General features: G+C 60.5%; 13 protein-coding genes and 1 pseudogene. 7 read left to right on the top strand and 7 right to left on the bottom strand.

Annotated features, from left to right (window positions below; all coding sequences use genetic code 11):
- Positions 1–35 precede the first annotated feature (35 nt).
- The 5 genes and pseudogenes from AABM54_RS01865 to AABM54_RS01845 all read right to left on the bottom strand — a co-directional run bounded on the left by AABM54_RS01865 (position 36) and on the right by AABM54_RS01845 (position 9618).
- Positions 36–638, bottom strand: coding sequence for a DUF924 family protein (locus AABM54_RS01865; RefSeq protein WP_347903341.1), 603 nt, complete (start codon positions 636–638; stop codon positions 36–38).
- A gap of 3 nt (positions 639–641) precedes the next feature.
- Positions 642–1652: a class 1 fructose-bisphosphatase gene (locus AABM54_RS01860; protein ID WP_347903340.1), complete on the bottom strand. Its 1011-nt coding sequence runs from the start codon at positions 1650–1652 to the stop codon at positions 642–644.
- Positions 1653–1921: 269 nt separating this feature from the next.
- Positions 1922–3292 (bottom strand): DUF3999 domain-containing protein, encoded by a 1371-nt coding sequence (locus tag AABM54_RS01855; RefSeq protein WP_347903338.1) that lies wholly within the window; start codon positions 3290–3292, stop codon positions 1922–1924.
- Positions 3289–6879, bottom strand: coding sequence for a DUF2339 domain-containing protein (locus AABM54_RS01850; RefSeq protein ID WP_347903337.1), 3591 nt, complete (start codon positions 6877–6879; stop codon positions 3289–3291). Before AABM54_RS01850 ends, AABM54_RS01855 begins: the two co-directional genes overlap by 4 nt.
- A 287-nt stretch (positions 6880–7166) precedes the next feature.
- Positions 7167–9618 (bottom strand): annotated as a pseudogene (locus AABM54_RS01845) (glycogen/starch/alpha-glucan phosphorylase).
- Between the two features lie 255 nt (positions 9619–9873).
- Here AABM54_RS01845 and AABM54_RS01840 point away from each other — a divergent pair.
- The gene (locus AABM54_RS01840) at positions 9874–10314 is read left to right on the top strand and encodes a YkgJ family cysteine cluster protein (protein ID WP_347906117.1); all 441 of its coding nucleotides are present in this window, start codon (positions 9874–9876) and stop codon (positions 10312–10314) included.
- A 230-nt stretch (positions 10315–10544) separates the two neighbouring features.
- Here the strand turns inward: AABM54_RS01840 and typA are convergent, their stop codons facing one another.
- Both typA and thiI read right to left on the bottom strand, forming a co-directional pair.
- Complete coding sequence (gene typA, locus AABM54_RS01835) at positions 10545–12365, bottom strand: translational GTPase TypA (protein WP_347903336.1); 1821 nt, start codon at positions 12363–12365, stop codon at positions 10545–10547.
- Positions 12366–12502: 137 nt separating this feature from the next.
- Positions 12503–13957, bottom strand: coding sequence for a tRNA uracil 4-sulfurtransferase ThiI (gene thiI, locus AABM54_RS01830; RefSeq protein ID WP_347903335.1), 1455 nt, complete (start codon positions 13955–13957; stop codon positions 12503–12505).
- A 330-nt stretch (positions 13958–14287) separates the two neighbouring features.
- On the opposite strand from thiI, the gene glnA reads away from it, so the two are divergent.
- From glnA to ntrC, 6 genes are all read left to right on the top strand, one after another.
- On the top strand, positions 14288–15694 hold the full coding sequence (glnA, locus tag AABM54_RS01825; protein WP_095077959.1) for a glutamate--ammonia ligase: 1407 nt from the start codon (positions 14288–14290) through the stop codon (positions 15692–15694).
- A gap of 149 nt (positions 15695–15843) precedes the next feature.
- A complete protein-coding gene (locus AABM54_RS01820; protein WP_347903334.1) occupies positions 15844–17040 on the top strand; it encodes a hypothetical protein in 1197 nt (398 codons plus the stop codon).
- Positions 17041–17170: 130 nt separating this feature from the next.
- A complete protein-coding gene (locus tag AABM54_RS01815; RefSeq protein WP_347903332.1) occupies positions 17171–17677 on the top strand; it encodes a DUF4124 domain-containing protein in 507 nt (168 codons plus the stop codon).
- Positions 17674–18300, top strand: coding sequence for a DUF4124 domain-containing protein (locus AABM54_RS01810; RefSeq protein WP_347903331.1), 627 nt, complete (start codon positions 17674–17676; stop codon positions 18298–18300). Before AABM54_RS01815 ends, AABM54_RS01810 begins: the two co-directional genes overlap by 4 nt.
- Before the next feature lie 230 nt (positions 18301–18530).
- A complete protein-coding gene (gene glnL / locus AABM54_RS01805) occupies positions 18531–19616 on the top strand; it encodes a nitrogen regulation protein NR(II) (protein ID WP_347903330.1) in 1086 nt (361 codons plus the stop codon).
- Entirely contained in the window at positions 19613–21049 is a 1437-nt protein-coding gene (ntrC, locus tag AABM54_RS01800) for a nitrogen regulation protein NR(I) (RefSeq protein ID WP_347903329.1), read from the top strand. Before glnL ends, ntrC begins: the two co-directional genes overlap by 4 nt.
- The last annotated feature ends 369 nt before the right edge of the window (positions 21050–21418 follow it).

Genomic DNA, 21418 nt, shown 5'->3' with positions numbered 1-21418 from the left:
TTGCTCGCGATAGCGGTATCAGCAACAACAAATAGCTAGAACCGTGATCCAGGTCCTGCAAGAAACTCCAGTTCCTCAGCCGTAGACTCCCTTCCCAACACCGCATTGCGATGGGGAAACCGTCCAAACCGGGCGATGATTTTCTGATGCCGTTCGGCGTAATCCAGGTTATCGGCAAACACCGACCGATCCACCTCGGGCTGTTGGGCCAGCAAGTCGGCAAAGCGTGAAACCGCCTCGTTCTGCACCGCCAGATGCTCGCAATGCTCGAACACCAGGTAGATGAAGACGCGCCGGATCGGCGGCAGCTGCCGGTCGAAATCCGCGGCAATGCCTTGAGCCACCAGCGCTTGAGCACGCAGGTCGCCTGCAAAGGATTTGGGGGTCTGGCGAAAGATCATTCGCGGTAACTGATCGAGCAGCAACACCAGGGCCAGCCAACCTTCGGGACGTTGCGTCCACTCGGTCAATCCGCCGGCCAGTGCCTGTTCCACCAAGTCCCCGAAACGCGTGCGCGCTTCGAGGTCCTGGCTGTCACGCTTACCAAACCATAACTTGCCCTTCTGCGCCGCCACATCGTCAGGGCTGTCGGCTGAACCGAACCACCATTCGAGCAACGGCTGCCAGGGCGCGGTCATGGTTTATTCCTTGTGGTAAGCCGTTACGCGTTCAACTTCTTCTTTCGAACCCAGGAACACTGCAACACGCTGGTGCAGGCCTTCTGGCTTGATGTCGAGGATGCGCTGGTGACCGTTGGTCGACGCACCACCCGCCTGCTCGACCAGGAACGACATCGGGTTGGCTTCGTACATCAGGCGCAGTTTGCCCGGCTTCGACGGCTCGCGGCTGTCGCGTGGGTACATGAACAGGCCGCCACGGGTCAGGATGCGGTGTACGTCGGCTACCATCGCGGCGACCCAGCGCATGTTGTAGTTCTTTTTCAGCGGGCCTTCTTCGCCAGCCAGCAATTCGCCGACGTAGCGCTGTACCGGCGCTTCCCAGTGACGCTGGTTGGACATGTTGATCGCGAATTCCTGAGTGGAGGTCGGGATCTTGATGTCTTCATGGGTCAGCACGAAGCTGCCCATTTCACGGTCCAGGGTAAAGCCTTTCACGCCATCACCCAGGGTCAGCACCAGCATGGTCTGTGGGCCGTAGATGGCATAACCGGCGGCTACCTGCTCGGTACCCGGCTGCAGGAAGGCCTTTTCGTTCAAGGCTTCGTTCTGGCTCAGGTATTCGTTCGGGCAACGCAGCACCGAGAAAATAGTACCGACCGGTGCGTTGATATCGATGTTCGACGAGCCGTCCAGTGGGTCGAATACCAGCAGGTACGCGCCTTTCGGGTACTTGCCCGGGATCTGGTAGGCATTGTCCATTTCTTCGGATGCCATGCCGGCCAGGTGACCGCCCCATTCGTTGGCTTCGAGCAGGATCTCGTTGGAGATCACGTCGAGCTTCTTCTGCACTTCGCCCTGTACGTTCTCAGTGCCCATGCTGCCCAGAACACCGCCCAGGGCGCCTTTGGAAACGGCGTGGCTGATTTCCTTGCAAGCACGCGCCACCACTTCGATCAGGAAACGCAGATCGGCAGGGGTGTTGTTGCTACGGGTCTGCTCAATCAAATAGCGACTCAGGGTAACGCGGGACATGGAAGGCTCCGGAGGAATGGGGGGCTAAAAACCCGCGCAGTTTAACGCGAGTCGGGGCGCAATTCCTCCTATCAGACGAGATTCACGCAATGGAGTTCATGCACGGGGTTTAGCGTAGTTGCAAATGCGTGCAGCTGTGGCGAGGGAGCTTGCTCCCGCTGGGGGTGCGAAGCGGCCCTAAACAGGCAATCGAGCGGTGCCCGGAAATCTTGCGACTGCTTCGCAGCCGAGCGGGAGCAAGCTCCCTCGCCACAAAAGCTGCGCCAGTCTTAATTCTTCACCGACGGCTTGCGCAGCAAACTTAACGCCATCGCCGCCAGCCCCAGCACCCCGAGCAGCAACACCGCCCACAAACCGATCTTCTTCCAGTCCAGGCCACCGTCAACCTGCGTCACCGCCCCCGTCTGCAAGACCTTGCCCCCGTCCTCGACCCGGGCCTGCCCCAGCTCAGCCATGCGCGTGGCACTGTAATCGGGGATCAATGTCGACAAGGGCAATTGGCTTGCGCCCGCCGTGGCACTGCCCAGTGCCAGGGTGTATGGCCCGGCACCGCGCGCCAGAAACACCAGTTGGGTCGAACGTACGGCAAACCGCAAATCCGGTGTTTGCGTACCCAGACCGCCACCACGCTCATCGACGGTAAGCTTCAGCTCTCGAACCACCTGCCCGTACAGCTGCAGTTCATTTTGCAGCACATCCTGGCCATTCTGGGTCAGCCGATACAGCAGACCACCACCCGCTGGCTGCCAGGGCTGACTGCTTTCGCGGCGGGTAGATAACGTCACCGGTGCCAGGCTGTTGGCCTGGCTCAGTTCAATTTTCACCCGTTCGACGTTCAACCCCATGGGCAGTTTCCAGGTGTACAGGCCAGGTTTTGGATTGCTGCCCGCTACCGGCTGCGACCAGATCAACGGCTGCGCCACGCTGCCGACGCTCAGGCTCTGCAACTGTGCCAGGGTCAGGGCCGGTGCCGACTGCGGGTTCTTCCACAACAGCCGCAAGTAACGGGCGCGCTGCCCCGGCAAGCCCACTTCATGTTGTTCAACCCGCTCGTCGGCATACGACAAACGCGCCACCTGCCCATCGCCCCACGACTGCCAATGCTGCAAGTCGTCACTGGCCTCGATGCTGAAATACTGGAAGCCATCGCGGTCACTGGTCCAGTCGAGGGTCAACTGCTGCAACGGCGTCTTGATCGCACTGGCATCCAGCAACCAGCCGCGCAACACTTCTTCGCCCGCTTCAAGGTGCGTGGACGGCTGAACCTCCACCAGCGTGCCGTTGGCATTCGACTGCACTCGCACGCTCGGTACCGACTCGCGAGCCTCGGCCGAGTCGTAGAGCGGGAACCATTTAACGTCGTGCACCACCGGGTTATCGGGATTCTGCGCCTGCGCGCGCACCAGCGAATAAGCCTGTGCCTCACCCGCCGTATTGAACACTCGCACGTCACCGAGATCGGTCTGGCGTGCGCTCAACTGCACCGCCAGTGGCATGTCGAGCCGATACCAGGGGCCTTCACCACTCAAGCTCAACGGCAACTGCGTGCTGAAGTCCGACGGTTTTTCCTGGGCCTGGGCCGACCACGCCACACAGATCCCCACAGCCCACAGACAGACCAGGCTCAACTTCGCACTCACGATGACACTCCCTCAGATTCACTGGCCGGCTTGTCCGGCTCAGGTGTTGCTTCGACGCGTTTTGGCGGTAGCGGCGCAAAATAGCCCACCACCAGCAGCAACACGCCGACCCCGATAAACGACACGATCCGCGCCAGTCCGCCACGGTTGCTCAGTTCGACAAACACCAACTTGGCGACCACCAGCGCAATCAACCCCGCGCCCACCAGCCAGACCTCGCGACGGTGACGCACATGCCCGCCGATCATCAGCCCCAGGGCAATCAAGGTCCAGACGATCGACAGCCCCGCTTGCACCAGCATCGAATCCAACTGCGCCACTAACTCAAACGGCACACCGCCCCAGTGATAGGCGGTGCGCATCACCAGCGCGGTGAAGAAGGCAAACAGCGACACCCCGGCAATCACTTCCGCAACCTTGGTGGCGTAATCGGCGCGGATCGCCCAGTGGCTGACCGCACTGCGGGACCACACATACACCCCGCCCAACGCGAACAGCAGCCCCACTTCCAGCGGATTGACCAGTGGCAGATAAGGCAGCGGTTCAGCCGTGCCGTCACTGAACAGGTTGGCCAGCCAGAACCACGCCAACATCAACACCGCCAGCGGCAGCGCGGCGTAAATCCGGTACTCGCGGGCGTACGCCGAGACCGGCCATGGCCAGGTCCGTGGCGCGGCCATCAGCACCAGGTACAGGCTTGGCAGGACCGCCCAGCCCAGCCAGCGCCAGGCGTTGTATTGTTCCGCCAACACCAGCAAGCCGTAGCGCAACTCAAGCGCCAACACCAGTATCAGCAACCAGCAACCGATCACGTGCGCCACGCTCACCGCTCGCGCCGAAAGCATTGATACCAGGCGCCGCAACGAGATGAAATGCACCACGAACACGGCCGTCCACGCCAGCCAGCCGAAGTTGGCCGCCGGGTGATAGGACCCATGCCAGAACACCCCCAACACCAGCGCGGCGGCTGGCGTCAGCCCAGTACCCACCTGCCCCAGTGCCGGCCATTTCAAGCGCAGGGCCAGTACCGACCAAAGTGCCGCACTCGTGGCCAGAATCCCGAGCATCGCTGCGGCTTCCAGAGGCTGTGCGACAAAACGCTGCGCTTCGCTGAACAACCCGAACAGCCACCATCCGGCGCCCCACACCAGCAGCACGTTGGACAGGCGCTGCAAACTCAAGGCATCGAACGCGCTCGCCTGATGACCGAGTTGCAAGCGCCAGGCACCGACCAGCGCCGCCAGCCCCAGCACCATCGGCGTCCAGAAGCCGCTATGACCCAGCGGCCGCAGACCTTCACTGCTCAGCGGCCCGAACAACTCAGGCCCGGCGATCAGGAACGCTGCACCGCCAATCACCTGCAACAACAGGCCAAACACAAAACTGACCCGTTGCTGGAGATACAGACTCAGCCAGATGATCAACAAACCGCTCGCCGCCCACACCCCGCTCGCCGTTTGCCACGGCAACACGAACAGCACCGCCAGGTTGATCAGCACCAACCCCGCCAGCAACACCAGCGACAGGCCGCGCAGCAGGCGCACGTCGCTGCGCACCATGTCATCGCGAGCGGCGAACAGCATGGCACCGATCAACGCCAGGCCAATCAACGACGCCGTCAGCAAACCGCTCCAGCCGGCGCTGAACACCGCCGTTGCATCACCGCTGGCGCCTTGCAGGCGCAACAGGAACAACGCACCGCCGAGCAATTGCACGGCAAACGCGGTGAACAGGAAAGTCCGCGATTGCAGGCGCAGCCCAACGAACAACGTCGCCAGCCCGGCCAGCGCCCAACTGATCGCCGTGCCATGAGTGAAGAAAAACAGCGGCGCCAGCAGGTAGAGGAAGGTCAACCCCAGGCACGCCAGCACCGGCAAGCCCTTGCGTTCCCAGGCCGACGTCTGCTCAGGGGACGCGTTGCGCAATTGATAGAAACTGAACAGCAGCGCCACGCCGAGCATCAGCGCACCCAGCGGTGCCGCGTCGAGCAGGCTGCTGTCACCCAGACGCAGCTCACTGAGGAACGCCAGCGCCGACCCCAGTTGCAGCAACAAGGCAAAGGCTCGCGCCAAGGGCCGATGCTGACGCAGGCCGAGCCAGAAAATCCCCGCGCCCTCCACGGCCCAGGCCGCTGCCGTCCAGCGCGCATCCAACCCTAACGGAATCGCCAGCGACGCAAAAATCACTCCCAGCGCCAGGCAGGTTTCCGCCAGCAACAAGGCACGGCCACCGCTGAGAAAACGCGCCAGCCCCATGTAGATGACGCCCAACGCCAACGCACTGAACGCGGCGGCAAATTCCAGATGCTGAACCAGCGCGAACTGCAAGCCAAAACCCAGCAGCGGCGGCCCGAACAGCATCGTGCCGTCAACATAATCGCCCTTGCGCGCCGACCAGCGCAGCAGCGCGTCACGGCTGTCGTCCTCTGGCGCGTCGCTCATCTCCAGCAACTTGCGTCGGGTGAACAGCAAGCCAATCGCCAGGTACATCAGGAAGAACAGAATCAGGAACGGCTCGGTGCTCCCTAGCAACTGCGGCGCATAGGAACGCACGCCCCAGGCGAATCCGATGCCGAAGGTGCCGGCAAAGCCGATCAGGTTGAGCAGGCGCCAGGCCTTGAACCAGGCGATGGCGAGAATGCCGGCGTTGAGCAAGGCGAAGTAGCTGAACAGTGCGACATGGTTACCGGCGCCGGTGGAGGTCAGGATCGGCGCGGCAAACCCGCCCAGCGCCGCCGCACAGGCGAGCGCCAGGGAGTCCTGGGTGATCGCCAGAATCGCCGAGAACACCGTCACCGCCACCAGCAAACCCAGCGCTGCGCTCGGATCGAGCAACGGGTGCAGGCGCATGGCGGCAAACACGGTCAGGTACAGCACGGCAATGCCGGTGCCCTGAAGGATCAATGCGTAGTTTGTGTTGCGCAGGCGCAACCACCAACCCAGCCCCAATAACGCCAATGCCGCCGCCGCAACCCCGGCGTAGCGCATCTCGATCGGCACCACCATGCCTTCAGTGGCGTAACGCAACAGGAACGCCAGACCGAAGAACAGCAGCACCACGCCAATGCGCAGCACCGTGTTACCGCCAAACAACCACGTGCGTGCGCCTGCGATGGCGCGCTCGATCAGGTTGGGGCCACGGGGTTCGGCAGGGGGTTGCGGCTCGCGAGGCTGCGGCGCCCAAAGATCGACGGGCGGGGTGATGCTCGCCTGCACCGGTTCGAATTCGGGCGGCAATTCCCAGACCAGTTCCTGGGCCGCAGGCAACGGCGCCGACTCAGGCTCGGGGGCTTCGTCGAAGATAATGTCAGGCGCAAGGAGCGGCTCGCTGGCCGTGATCGGTTCAGTGGTTGGCGCAACGTGGCCGCCACTGCGCTCCAGCAACGCCAGCCGCTGCTCGACCGCGCCGAGGGCAGTCTGGGCCAACTGCAACAGACGAGACTGCTCGGCGGCTTGCGCATTGAGCCGGCCAAGCGCGATGGTCTGGCCAATACCCAGCCCCATCAGTGCGCCAATCAGTGCATCGCTGAAGGACTCATCGAGCACCCAGCCCAGCACCAGCCCCATCAGCATGAAAATCCATTGCATGGTCGATATCCCTAAGCGGCCCATTGCCGGGCGAATCCGGGCACAACAGCGTCTGGCTCAGTCTAGTAACCAGACACCCGGAATCCAGTGTGGGAACAGATTGCGTCTGCACCACACATCCACTGTGGGAGCGGGCTTGCTCGCGAATAGGGCGTAACGTTCAACATTGATGTCGAATGTCAGTCCGCTTTCGCGAGCAAGCTCGCTCCCACAGGGTTGAAGTTGGTGCTTAGTATATCGGTCCGACCTAACAACCGCTGGGCCTTGCTCGCAATTATTGCTAAAAGTTACCCCAGCGCTTTCCAGATATCCGTGGCGTACTCGCGAATGGTCCGGTCGGATGAGAACCAGCCCATCCGCGCGGTATTGAGCACCGCCGAGCGCCACCACTGCTTCGAATCGTGCCAATGCGCTTCAACCCGCCCCTGGGCATGCCAATAGGAATCAAAGTCGGCGCAGACCAGGAAGCGATCATAGTCGACCAATGAGTCGATCAGCCCTGCGTAACGCGACGGGTCATCGGGCGAGAACACACCGCCGCGAATCGCTTGCAGCACATCACTGAGCCGGTGAGACGCCGCAATATCAGGCCCTGCGTGGAACTCGCCATTGCGCTTGCGCGCCCCGACTTGCTGGGCGCTCAAACCGAAGATGAACATGTGCTCGGCACCAATGCGCTCGCACATCTCCACGTTGGCACCGTCCAGCGTGCCGATGGTCAGCGCGCCATTGAGGCCGAACTTCATGTTGCTGGTGCCCGACGCCTCGAAACCGGCGGTGGAAATCTGCTCCGACAGGTCGGCCGCCGGAATGATGCTTTCGGCCAGGCTGACGTTGTAGTTGGGCAGGAACACCACCTTCAGCAACCCACGCACGGTCGGGTCGTTGTTGATCGTGCGGGCAATGTCGTTGGTCAGTTTGATGATCAGCTTGGCCTGGTGATAACTGGCCGCCGCCTTACCCGCGAAAATCTTCACCCGTGGCACCCAATCGGTTTCCGGCTCGGCGCGAATCGCCTGATACAGCGCCACCGTATGAAACAGATTGAGCAACTGGCGTTTGTACTCGTGAATGCGTTTGACCTGCACATCGAACAGCGCCGCCGGGTTCACCGCAATGCCCAGGCGCTCATGAATCAGGCTGGCCAACGCCCTTTTGCTGTGCAGCCGCTGCTCGGCGAATTGCTTGCGGAACGCCGCTTTCTCGGCAAACGGTTCCAGTTCGATCAGCTTCTGCTCGGGATCGTCCAGCAGGCCCGGCCCCAGCGCATCGACCATCATCGACGTCAGCTCCGGGTTGGCCTGGTACAACCAGCGGCGGAAGGTGATGCCGTTGGTCTTGTTGTTGATCCGGTCCGGGTACAACTTGTGCAGTTCGGAAAACACCGTGCTGCGCATCAATTGCGTGTGCAACCCGGACACGCCGTTGACGCTGTGGGAGCCGAGGAACGCCAGGTTGCCCATGCGCACACGGCGGCCGTTGTCTTCTTCGATCAGCGACACCGCGCGCAGCACGTCGAAATCATGAATGCCCTTGGCCCGCAGCGAGTCGATGTGTTGGGCGTTGATCAGGTAAATGATCTGCATGTGCCGTGGCAGCATCCGCTCCATCAGCCCCACCGGCCAGGTTTCCAGCGCCTCGGGCAACAACGTGTGGTTGGTGTATGACAGCGTGTCGACGGTGATCTGCCAGGCAGCGTCCCACGCCACGTCATACACATCGAGCAGTTGGCGCATCAACTCGGCCACGGCAATCGAGGGGTGAGTGTCGTTAAGCTGGATCGCCGCGTGTTCGCCCAACGTCAGCACCGAGCCGTGCATGTTGCGATGGCGACGCAGCAAGTCTTGCAACGACGCAGCCACGAAGAAATATTCCTGGCGCAGCCGCAGCTCCTGACCGGCCCTCGGTGCTGTCGGCAGGGTAAAGCACCCGTGAGATGCTTTCGGCGCGAGCCACTTCGGCCACCGCGCCCAAATGGTCACCGGCATTGAAGCGCTCCAGGTGCAGGTCTTCCATGGCCCGCGCCCGCCACAAGCGCAGCGTGTTGACGCTCGCCCCGCGCCACCCCACCACCGGTGTGTCATACGCCACCGCACGCACGGTTTCGGACGGCGTCCAGACTTGCTTGCTCTTGCCGCTCTCGTCGGTGACCGTTTCGACGCCGCCGCCGAAACCGATCGGGTAGATCACCTCCGGGCGCTCGAACTCCCACGGGTTGCCGAAATCCAGCCAGTGTTCGGTCTGCTCCTGCTGCCATCCGTCGACAATCGCCTGGCGGAACAGGCCGTGTTCATATCGAATCCCGTAGCCGTGGCCGGCGATACCGAGGGTCGACATGCTTTCCATGAAGCACGCGGCCAGCCGTCCGAGGCCCCCATTGCCCAGGGCCGCGTCCGGCTCCAGCAGGCGGATGCACTCCAGGTCGACACCGAGTTCGGTCAGCGCCTCGCGCGCCACGTCCAGCAAGCCAAGGTTGCTCAGGCTGTCGTAGAGCAGGCGGCCGATGAGGAATTCCAGAGAGAGGTAGTAAACGCGCTTCTGGCCCTTGCGGTAGATATGCCGCGTGTGGTCCATCCAGCGTTCGACCATGTGATCGCGCGCCGCCAGGGCGATGGCTTCGAACCAGTCATGGTCAAAGGCGTGATCCGGATCCTTGCCTACGGCGTAGGTGAGTTTGGTCAACACGGCGTCGCGAAAAGCGGCCACCTCAGCGTCACGAACAAGCGGTTCCTGAGTCATGGGTAGGACCTCGATCGAGCATGGAATGGTCTGAGCCTAGTCGGTCTGACACGAGGCAAAAGCAGGGGTTCGGCGTTTTCTGCAAACGCCGCCCTCAGGCCTTCGTCCTTGCCGGTACGCCGTGAAAAGATGCAGATGCCGTGCCGCTGCCTCAAAAAATGCACGCCGACAAGAAAAAACCGGCAAATGGTCGTTCAAAAAATCACCAGTCCCGGTATGATCGCGCGCCCTGATGCACGCTGGTAATCCCACATGATGAAGCCCAACCTGATCGCCGCCGCGGAGATCGACCGTCTCGATACCTGGGCCAAGTACTCCGCCCCCATGTGTGGCTCCTGCGTGTCCAGTTGCTGCACGCTGCCGGTGGAGGTCAAGATCAAGGATCTGATCCGCATCGGCATCGTCGATGAGTTCGAACGCGGCGACCCGCCGAAGAACATCGCCAAGCGCCTGCAAAAGGAAGGGATCGTCGAGCGTTACAACCAGAAGTCCGAGATCTTCACGCTCCAGCGCATGAGCAACAACGATTGCCTGTACCTGGACCGCAAAAGCCGTTTGTGCACTATTTATGAAAAGCGCCCGGACACCTGCCGCAACCACCCGAAAATAGGCCCGCGGCCGGGGTATTGCGCTTACAAGCCCAAAGAAGTGGTGCGCGAGAGCAGCAGTAGCCGTCGCACGCTCGAAAAGTTCTGATCAGGCAGAAGTTCTGATCCGAAACCTGTTACCTGTGGCGAGGGAGCTTGCTCCCGCTTGAGTGCGCAGCACTCACAAAATCGACGTTAGCTGCAAATATCCTGGGGCCGCTACGCAGCCCAGCGCGAGCAAGCTCGCTCGCCACAGACATCGCACAAACCCCAGACAAACAAAAACGCCCCCGACCTTGCGGTCGGGGGCGTTTTTTTAAGCGTTAACTAAGTCGAAACTCAGTTGCCGCTTTTCTTGGCAGCGCGGGTACGCTCGCTTTCGCCCAGGATCTTCTTGCGAAGACGGATGGACTTAGGAGTGACTTCACACAATTCGTCTTCTTGAACGAATTCCAGAGCCTGCTCCAGAGTGAAGCGGATAGGCGGAACCAGAGCGATGGTTTCGTCTTTACCCGAAGCACGCATGTTGTCGAGCTTCTTGCCTTTGGTTGGGTTGACGCCCAGGTCGTTGTCGCGGCTGTTGATGCCGACGATTTGACCTTCGTACACGTCTTCACCGTGACCCAGGAACAGTTTGCCGCGAGCTTGCAGGGTTTCCAGCGAGTAAGTCAGAGCCTTACCGGTGGCAACCGAAACCAGCACGCCGTTCTGACGGCCGGACATGTCGCCGGACTTCATCACGTCGTAACGGTCGAAGATCGAGGTCAGGATGCCTGCACCGGAGGTCAGGGTCAGGAACTCGTTACGGAAACCGATCAGGCCACGTGCCGGGATGTTGTACTCAAGGCGCACACGGCCCTTGCCATCCGGAACCATGTTGGTCAGGTCGCCCTTACGGATACCGATCTGTTCCATGATCGAACCTTGCGATTCTTCCGGCAGGTCGATGGTCACGTTTTCGTACGGTTCGTGCTTGACGCCGTCAACCATGCGGATGATCACTTCCGGACGACCAACACCCATTTCGAAGCCTTCGCGACGCATGGTTTCGATCAGTACCGAGAGGTGCAGCTCACCACGGCCGGAGACTTTGAACTTGTCAGCCGAGTCGCCTTCTTCAACGCGCAGGGCAACGTTGTAGAGCAGTTCCTTGTCCAGACGTTCCTTGATGTTACGGCTGGTCACGAACTTGCCTTCTTTACCGCAGAAAGGCGAGTCGTTTACCTGGAAAGTCATGGAAACGGTTGGCTCGTCAACGGTCAGCGGCTTCATCGCTTCGACGTTCAGTGGGTCGCACAGAGTGTCGGAGATGAACAGCTGGTCGAAGCCGCTGATGCAGACGATGTCGCCGGCAGCTGCTTCTTCAACGTCGATACGGTGCAGACCGTGGTGACCCATCAACTTCAGGATACGGCCGTTGCGGCGCTTGCCGTCAGCGTCGATAGCCACAACTTGAGTGTTCGGCTTGACGCGACCACGAGCGATACGGCCAACGCCGATAACACCCAGGAAGCTGTTGTAGTCCAGTGCGGAGATTTGCATCTGGAACGGACCGTCACGGTCGACTTTCGGCGCAGGTACGTTGTCGACGATCGACTGGTACAGCGGGGTCATGTCTTCAGCCATGTCGGTGTGTTCCAGACCGGCAATACCGTTCAGGGCCGAGGCGTAGACGACTTTGAAGTCCAGCTGTTCTTCGGTAGCACCCAGGTTGTCGAACAGGTCGAAGATCTGGTCCAGAACCCAGTCCGGACGCGCGCCTGGACGGTCAACCTTGTTGATGACCACGATTGGACGCAGGCCGGCTTCGAACGCCTTCTTGGTCACGAAACGGGTTTGCGGCATAGGGCCGTCTTGAGCGTCAACCAGCAGCAGAACGGAGTCAACCATCGACATTACGCGTTCAACTTCGCCGCCGAAGTCGGCGTGGCCCGGGGTGTCCACGATGTTGATGTGGTAGCCGTTCCAGTTGATGGCGGTGTTTTTCGCCAGAATGGTAATACCGCGCTCTTTCTCCTGGTCGTTGGAGTCCATCACGCGCTCGTCGTTGAGCTCGTTGCGCTCCAGGGTGCCGGATTGACGCAAGAGTTTGTCTACCAGGGTGGTTTTACCATGGTCAACGTGAGCAATGATGGCGATGTTGCGTAGATTTTCGATCACTTGTGTATCTCGATCAGAGGATTCGGTGTGCTGACAAGTCTTGGCAGCGATTAACGTTGCGTCCGCAAAGCCGTTACAGCTTGACGGCGGCGTCGGGGGGCCGGTGACGCAGGCCACAGGCAAACAGCCCCGGGCTCTTAGCTCGGTCGATAAACGCGCACATTGGCATGCCCCTCACTGAGCAAATGGTGGGCATGCAGGCGACTCATCACGCCTTTGTCGCAATACAGCAGGTACTGGCGAGTAGGGTCCAGTTCCTTGAAACGAGCGTTCAGTGCATAAAACGGCATCGCTTGTACCTCGACGCCAGCAAGCTGTAACGGGTCGTCTTCAGCGGCATCCGGGTGACGGATGTCGATGACGATCTGACCGGCCAGCGCTTCACTGACTTCTTCAATCTGCACGTCCTGGCCCAATTCATCGATTACGCGATCGATCGGCACCAGTTTGGCGTTCTCGAGCGCACGCTCGAGCACCGCCATGTCGAATTCTTTCTCTTCATGCTCCACACGCGGACGCTTGGCGTGGGTCTTGGGGTTCACCGAGATGACCCCGCAGTATTCCGGCATGTGCTTGGCGAAGTCGGCGGTGCCGATTTCGTTGGCCAGGTCGATGATGTCCTGCTTGTGACTGGCGATCAGCGGACGCAAGACCAGCTTGTCGGTCACGCAGTCGATCACGGACAGGTTCGGCAATGTCTGGCTCGACACCTGGGAAATCGCTTCACCGGTGACCAGTGCCTCGATGTCCAGTCGATCAGCGATTCGGGACGCAGCGCGCAACATCATACGCTTCAATACTACGCCCATATGACTGTTATCGACTTTCCCGAGAATTTCGCCCAGCACTTCCTCGAACGGCACACTGACAAATAACACGCGCTGAGAGCTGCCGTACTTCTTCCAGATGAAGTGCGCGACTTCCATCACGCCCAATTCGTGGGCACGCCCGCCGAGATTGAAGAAGCAGAAGTGCGCCATCAGCCCGCGGCGCATGATCTGGTAGGCGGCGACGGTGGAATCGAAACCGCCGGACATCAGCACCAGGGTCTGTTCCAGCGCGCCCAGCGGGTAACCGCCGATGCTGTTGTGCTGGTTGTGGATCACGAACAACCGTTTGTCGCGAATTTCGATGCGAACTTCGATTTCAGGCTCTTTCAGGGAAATACCGGCAGCACCGCACTGACGACGCAGTTGGCTGCCGACGTACTTCTCGACGTCCATGGAGCTGAATTCGTGCTTGCCGGCACGCTTGCAGCGCACCGAAAAAATCTTCCCGGCCAACGAATCGCCGAAGTGCAGCTTGCACTTGGCGACGACGTCGTCGAAGTCGCCCAGCGGGTACTCGTCAACCTGCAGGAAATGCGCGATGCCCGGCATGCAGCTCAGGCGCTCGGTCATGTCCTTCAGGGCTTTGGGGTCAGTGACGTGCGTTTCCAGCTCGAGGTTGTCCCATACGCCGTTCACCACCACAGCCGGGTCCAGATCGCGGAGCACGGCACGGATGTTCTTGGCCAATTGACGGATGAAACGCATCCGTACCGGGCGGCTCTTGATGGTGATCTCGGGGAAGACTTTTACGATTAGTTTCATGAAAACAGCGCGCGCTGGGCCAGCCGAAAAAGGGGGGCGCGGATTATAGCGGAAATTGCTCAAGGTTTAACCAGTTAATGTGCAGAAGGTTTTCGATGCACCAAAACAGGTCATTTATCACTTAAAGCGCTACATTAAAGGGCGATATTTTGCGCAAACCCTGCGCTTTCACCTTTATATGCGTGGGATTGGGGCGAAAAACCCAAGTCGGGGCACTGGCATGCAATTTGCTCCCTTGTGAGGCAGGTTGCCTTGGCAGAGTATTCGCGCCGGCATCACCCACATTCTAAGGGCACTCCACTACCTGCCCGAAGCCACCCGGAGGACACTATGTCGAAGTCGGTTCAACTCATCAAAGATCATGACGTCAAGTGGATTGATCTGCGCTTCACTGATACCAAAGGCACTCAGCACCACGTGACCATGCCGGCCCGTGACGCGCTGGATGACGCCTTCTTCGAAGAAGGTAAAATGTTCGACGGTTCCTCCATCGCTGGCTGGAAAGGCATCGAAGCCTCCGACATGATCCTGATGCCGGACGACACCACTGCCGTCCTGGATCCGTTCACCGAAGAGCCGACCCTGATCCTGGTGTGCGACGTCATCGAGCCTTCGACCATGCAAGGCTATGACCGCGACCCACGCGCCATCGCCAAGCGCGCCGAGGAATACCTGAAGTCCACCGGTATCGGCGACACCGTATTCGTAGGTCCAGAGCCTGAGTTCTTCATCTTCGACGAAGTGAAGTTCAAGTCCGACATTTCCGGCTCCATGTTCAAAATCTTCTCCGAACAAGGTTCGTGGATGTCCGACCAGGACGTGGAAGGCGGCAACAAAGGCCACCGTCCAGGCGTCAAAGGTGGCTACTTCCCGGTTCCGCCGTTCGACCACGACCACGAAATCCGTACCTCCATGTGCAACGCCATGGAAGAAATGGGCCTGGTCATCGAAGTTCACCACCACGAAGTGGCGACTGCCGGCCAGAACGAAATCGGCGTCAAGTTCAACACCCTGGTTGCCAAGGCTGACGAAGTTCAGACCCTCAAGTACTGCGTACACAACGTTGCCGATGCTTACGGCCGCACCGCGACCTTCATGCCCAAGCCTCTGTACGGCGACAACGGTTCGGGTATGCACGTTCACCTGTCCATCGCCAAAGATGGCAAGAACACCTTCGCAGGCGAAGGCTATGCCGGCCTGTCCGACACCGCTCTGTACTTCATCGGCGGCATCATCAAGCACGGTAAAGCCCTGAACGGCTTCACCAACCCGTCGACCAACTCCTACAAGCGTCTGGTCCCGGGCTTCGAAGCTCCGGTAATGCTGGCCTACTCGGCTCGCAACCGTTCCGCGTCGATCCGTATTCCTTACGTGTCCAGCCCTCGCGCTCGCCGCATCGAAGCACGCTTCCCGGACCCGGCAGCCAACCCGTACCTGGGCTTCGCTGCACTATTGATGGCTGGCCTGGACGGCATCCAGAACAAGATCCACCCTGGCGACGCCGCTGACAAAAACCTGTACGACCTGCCGCCTGAAGAGGCGAAAGAGATCCCGCAAGTGTGCGGCAGCCTGAAAGAAGCCCTGGAAGAGCTGGACAAAGGTCGTGCGTTCCTGACCAAAGGCGGCGTGTTCAGCGACGACTTCATCGACGCCTACATCGCCCTGAAAAGCGAAGAAGAGATCAAGGTTCGTACCTTCGTACACCCACTGGAATACGAGCTGTACTACAGCTGCTGATCCGGTAGCGCTCGCGCAAGCGGCGTGACTCAAAAGAGGCCTCCTTCGGGAGGTCTTTTTTATGGGCGCTGATTTCCCGCGTTTGTACATCCATGGATAATCGGCAATTTTCGCGCACCGACATCGGTGCACCAGACGAAGGGATTCGCATGAAGTGGACACACCTGGTCGTGATCGGCTGCCTCGCATGGGGCACCGCCCACGCTGCACCCTTCTATGACGGCAAACCGTTGGCTCATCCGCTGCTCGGCAACCTGCCGGAAAGCGCGATGACCCTCGCATTCTTCAAGGAGGCCGATGGCGTCAAAGGCTATTACAGCCCCAGCCAGGCACCCGACCAGTCACCGCAACTGCTCGATAACTTCGGCGACGCCTCGATCGAGTCCGTCTTCGCCATGTCACTGGACAGCGAGAGGCCGACCCGCTTCGTCCTGTTCAAGCAGCAGGGTCGTTACCAGGTACATGCCTACCGCTACGACGCCAACGATCATCTTTATAGCCAGGTCGGCTCGCTGCAAAAAGCCCTCGACCGCATCGTCGACGGCAAGAAAACCCTCGACGCCCTCACGGTCAAAAAGGCCCTGGCCCAACTGACGCAACTCAACCACCGCTTCTTCTTTGAAAATTCGGACATTGCCGAATTCGATCAGATCGACCACACCCAAGGCACGCTGGTCGGCTACTTCGACGATAGCCAGCAACTGATCCGCCACACCCCGCCGGGTGAGGAACAACTGGCCTACAAGAAAACCTTCCAGAAAAAGGATGGCCGCTTCCTGACCGTCACCTACTGGCGCGGCTACGGCAAACCCCTGCATGAGGGCTCGCGTACGGTCTACAACTATCAGGTCAGCCAGATCGCCTGGGAAACCGATCCGACCCGCTACCGCGGCAGCGAAGACGGCGACAGTGTTGTGTACGGCCATGGTTTCATCGGCGCCCAAGGCAAGTACAGTCACGGCCTGCGCACGGGTGAATGGCACTTCAGCAAAGGCTGGGAAGAGCACCAGAGCGGCCCTTATGTCGAGGGCAAGCGTCAGGGCCAATGGTATGTCACCACCCCTGAAAATACCCAGACCGGCCTTTATGAAAACGACCAGCGCGAAGGCCGCTGGGACATCCTGCCCTCCGAGAACGATGAACCTGCCGATAACGACATTCGCGGCTTCGACACCTACGTCCATGACCAGCTCAATGGTCCGAGCGAACGCCGTGTCGGCGACAAAACAGTGGAACGCGGCAACTACCTGAACGGCAAACGCCAAGGTCCCTGGCTCACAAAGGATGGCAGCGGCCACTATGAGAACGATGAACCCAGCGGCCCCTGGTCACCTGGAGCCCCCTGACATCGAGCCTCCTTCGGGAGGCTTTTGTTTGCACCAGCGATCCATTTCATGACGGCATGTAAGCACCTTGGGCCAACCCCCGCCGTTGACCTATGCTGCACCCAACGTCTTCGTTTATCGGTCGATTTTTATGGGTCGTGGTTTTCTGCTGATACTGCCTCTGATTGCCCTGCCTGCCGTCGCGCAGATCTACAAGTACACCGACGCCGACGGCAACGCTGCCTACAGCAATCAGCCGCCCGATGGCGTGAAGAGCCAAGCGGTCGAGCTGCCACCGCTCAACCAGGTTGAACGCCAGCAACCGGCAGCAGAACAACCCTCCGCCCCGCGCAATGACAGCAGCGCCGCGTATGCCGTGCTGGAACTGACTGGTCTGCCCACCGAAGAAGCCCTGCGCGCCAACAACGGCACCTTCACCGTCGGCGTGCAGATCCAGCCCCGCCTGCAAGGGCCGCATCTGTTGCGACTGCTGCTGGACGGCCAGCCTTATGGCCAGCCGAGCAACGTACCGCGCCTGCAATTGGTCAATATTGATCGCGGTGAACACAGCCTCGCGGTGCAGGTACTCGCCGCAGAACGCGTGGTCCAGCAAAGCCCGACGGTGACTTTCACCGTTCAACGCGTGCATACGCCGTGAAGCGCTGGCTCATCATCACCAGCCTGTGGCTGATCAGCCTCCCGGCGCTGGCCGAGGTTTACACCTACCTCGACGCTCAGGGCAACCGGGTGTTCACCGACCAGCCGCAACCCGGCAATGCGAAACGGGTGCCGCTGGCACCGGGCAATCGCATGGCGGCCCATCCCGTCGGCACCACGCCAAACGCCTCGCCCAGGAAAACTGAAGAAACACCGCTGTTTCGCTACGAAATGCTTCGAGTGCTGGTGCCGGACCCGGATGCCTCCGTGCGCAGCAGCGCGGGCGAACTGATCGTCAGCGTCACCAGCGAACCCAGCCTGCAACGCGGGCACCGTTACCGGCTGTTGCTGGATGGCAAAGCGACCGCCGAGCCGGGCCCCAGCCCGGTGTTCGCCCTGAGCAATGTTGATCGCGGCAGCCACCACCTCGCGGTGGAAATACTCGACGAGCAGGGACGCATCGTCGAACGCACGGCCAACCAGCCATTTCACATGCTGCGTATTTCCCTGGCGCAGAAGCGTCAGGTCACACCCTGCGTAATGACCGACTACGGCAAACGCCCGGAATGCCCCCTCGCCGACAAGCCTGAAGAAGAAAAAGTCGGGATTTTTCCTTTCTTCTGAACACCTCCCAGGTTTGCGCACTATATTGGTGCAATAGGTTGCACCCTACCCACTTATCAACCCATTTTGGTTCGAAAGTACCCGTCGAAGCTGACAGAACGCCACGCAATCGAGCTTCAAACGCCCGTTTCAGGGGTTTATTGCTTCTTTTCGGAGCCTTGGTTTGGTTTTTGCATTTTCCTCGCATCAGCGCCTTCTTCTCGCGCGCGCTTGCTCCAAAAGAGGTCCTAATGACCATCAGCGACGCACTGCACCGCTTGCTACTCGACAACCTGACCACCGCTACCATTCTGCTCGACGCCCAATTGCGCCTTGAGTACATGAACCCCGCGGCAGAAATGCTCCTGGCCATCAGCGGCCAGCGCAGCCACGGGCAATTCATCAGCGAGCTGTTCACCGAGTCGACCGAAGCCCTGAACTCCCTGCGCCAGGCCGTGGAGCAGGCGCATCCGTTCACCAAGCGCGAAGCGATGCTTACTGCCCTGACCGGCCAGACACTGACCGTCGATTACGCGGTAACACCGATCCTGAGTAACGGCGACACGCTGCTGCTGCTCGAAGTCCACCCGCGTGACCGTTTGCTGCGCATTACCAAGGAAGAAGCGCAGTTGTCCAAGCAGGAAACCAGCAAGATGCTGGTGCGCGGCCTCGCTCACGAAATCAAGAACCCTCTCGGCGGGATTCGCGGCGCCGCCCAGTTGCTGGCCCGCGAACTGCCGGAAGAAAGCCTCAAGGACTACACCAACGTCATCATCGAGGAGGCCGATCGCCTGCGTAACCTGGTGGATCGCATGCTCGGTTCAAACAAGCTGCCGTCGCTGGCCATGTGCAATGTCCACGAAGTGCTGGAGCGCGTGTGCAACCTGGTCGAGGCCGAAAGCCAGGGCTGCATCACATTGGTGCGCGACTATGACCCGAGCATTCCCGACGTACTGATCGACCGTGAACAAATGATCCAGGCCGTCTTGAACATCGTGCGCAACGCGATGCAGGCCATCAGCAGCCAGAACGAACTGCGCCTGGGCCGCATCACCCTGCGCTCACGCGCCATGCGCCAGTTCACCATCGGCCACGTGCGCCATCGCCTGGTGACCAAACTCGAAATCATCGACAACGGTCCGGGGATCCCTGCAGACCTGCAAGAAACCATCTTCTTTCCCATGGTCAGCGGTCGCCCGGACGGTACCGGGCTCGGCCTGGCCATTACCCAGAACATCATCAGCCAGCACCAGGGCCTGATCGAATGTGACAGCCATCCAGGCCACACCACGTTCTCGATCTTTCTGCCACTGGAACAAGGAGCCCCATCGACATGAGCCGTAGTGAAACCGTGTGGATCGTCGATGACGACCGTTCTATCCGCTGGGTCCTGGAAAAAGCCTTGCAGCAGGAAGGCATGACCACGCAAAGCTTCGACAGCGCTGATGGCGTGATGAGCCGCCTGGCACGGCAACAGCCGGACGTGATCATCTCCGACATCCGCATGCCGGGTGCCAGTGGCCTGGACCTGCTGGCCCGCATTCGCGAGCAGCACCCTCGCCTGCCGGTGATCATCATGACCGCGCACTCCGACCTGGACAGCGCCGTGGCGTCCTATCAGGGCGGCGCGTTCGAGTACCTGCCCAAGCCGTTCGACGTCGATGAGGCGGTTTCACTGGTCAAGCGCGCCAATCAACACGCCCAGGAGCAGCAAGGCCTGGAAGTCGCACCTGCACTGACCCGTACCCCGGAAATCATCGGTGAAGCACCGGCGATGCAGGAAGTGTTTCGCGCCATCGGGCGCCTGAGCCACTCCAACATCACCGTACTGATCAACGGCGAGTCCGGCACCGGTAAAGAACTGGTCGCCCACGCCCTGCACCGTCACAGCCCACGGGCAGCCTCGCCGTTCATTGCGCTGAACATGGCGGCGATCCCCAAGGACCTGATGGAGTCCGAGCTGTTTGGCCACGAAAAAGGCGCGTTCACCGGCGCCGCCAACCTGCGGCGCGGGCGGTTTGAACAGGCGGACGGCGGCACGTTGTTCCTCGATGAAATCGGCGACATGCCCGCCGACACCCAGACCCGCTTGTTGCGCGTACTGGCAGACGGCGAGTTTTATCGCGTGGGCGGCCATGTGCCGGTCAAGGTCGATGTGCGGATCATTGCCGCGACTCACCAGAACCTGGAAACCCTGGTGCACGCCGGGAAATTCCGTGAAGACCTGTTCCACCGTCTGAACGTGATCCGCATCCACATTCCGCGCCTGTCGGACCGTCGCGAAGACATTCCGACCCTGGCCAAGCACTTCCTCGCCCGCGCCGCGCAAGAGCTGGCGGTGGAGCCGAAGCTGCTGAAAAGCGAAACCGAGGAATACCTGAAGAACCTGCCGTGGCCAGGCAACGTGCGCCAGCTGGAGAACACCTGCCGCTGGATCACGGTGATGGCATCGGGTCGCGAAGTGCACATCAGTGACCTGCCGCCAGAGCTGCTGAACCTGCCGCAGGATTCGGCACCGGTGACCAACTGGGAGCAAGCGCTGCGCCAGTGGGCCGATCAGGCGCTGGCACGCGGTCAGTCGAGCCTGCTCGACAGCGCAGTGCCGAGCTTCGAGCGGATCATGATCGAGACCGCCCTCAAACACACCGCCGGCCGCCGCCGCGACGCCGCCGTCCTGCTGGGCTGGGGCCGTAACACCTTGACCCGCAAGATCAAGGAATTAGGGATGAAGGTCGATGGCGGGGAGGAGGATGAGGGGGAGGAGGGCTAACCAGCGGTTAGCTTTTCGCTGATCTCTAGATCCAATCGCGAGCAAGCTCGCTCCCACAGGGTTCTATGGTGTTCACACACTTGTGAAACACCGAAAACCCACTGTGGGAGCGAGCTTGCTCGCGATGCTTTTGGGGTCTGCGTGCACCGCCTCAATGCACCGTGAACCGCAATCGCGCATACCACGCGAAGCAAAAACCCGCCGCCAACCACACAAAATCCCATCCAACAAAAACGCCAAAGCCCAGAATTACGGGGCTTTAACGCTGCATGCGGGCTTTTTGTTTCAACTTATCAAAACCTGGCACGCCCCCTGCAATAGCTCAAGCACTACCCAGTTTCGGGGACCTTGGTACAGGCAGGCCGGGGA

This window comes from Pseudomonas purpurea (assembly GCF_039908635.1).
In the GTDB taxonomy this organism is placed as follows: Bacteria; Pseudomonadota; Gammaproteobacteria; order Pseudomonadales; family Pseudomonadaceae; genus Aquipseudomonas; species Aquipseudomonas purpurea.
Note: the sequence above shows the minus strand (reverse complement) of the source record. Positions and strands in the feature narration are given on the sequence as shown.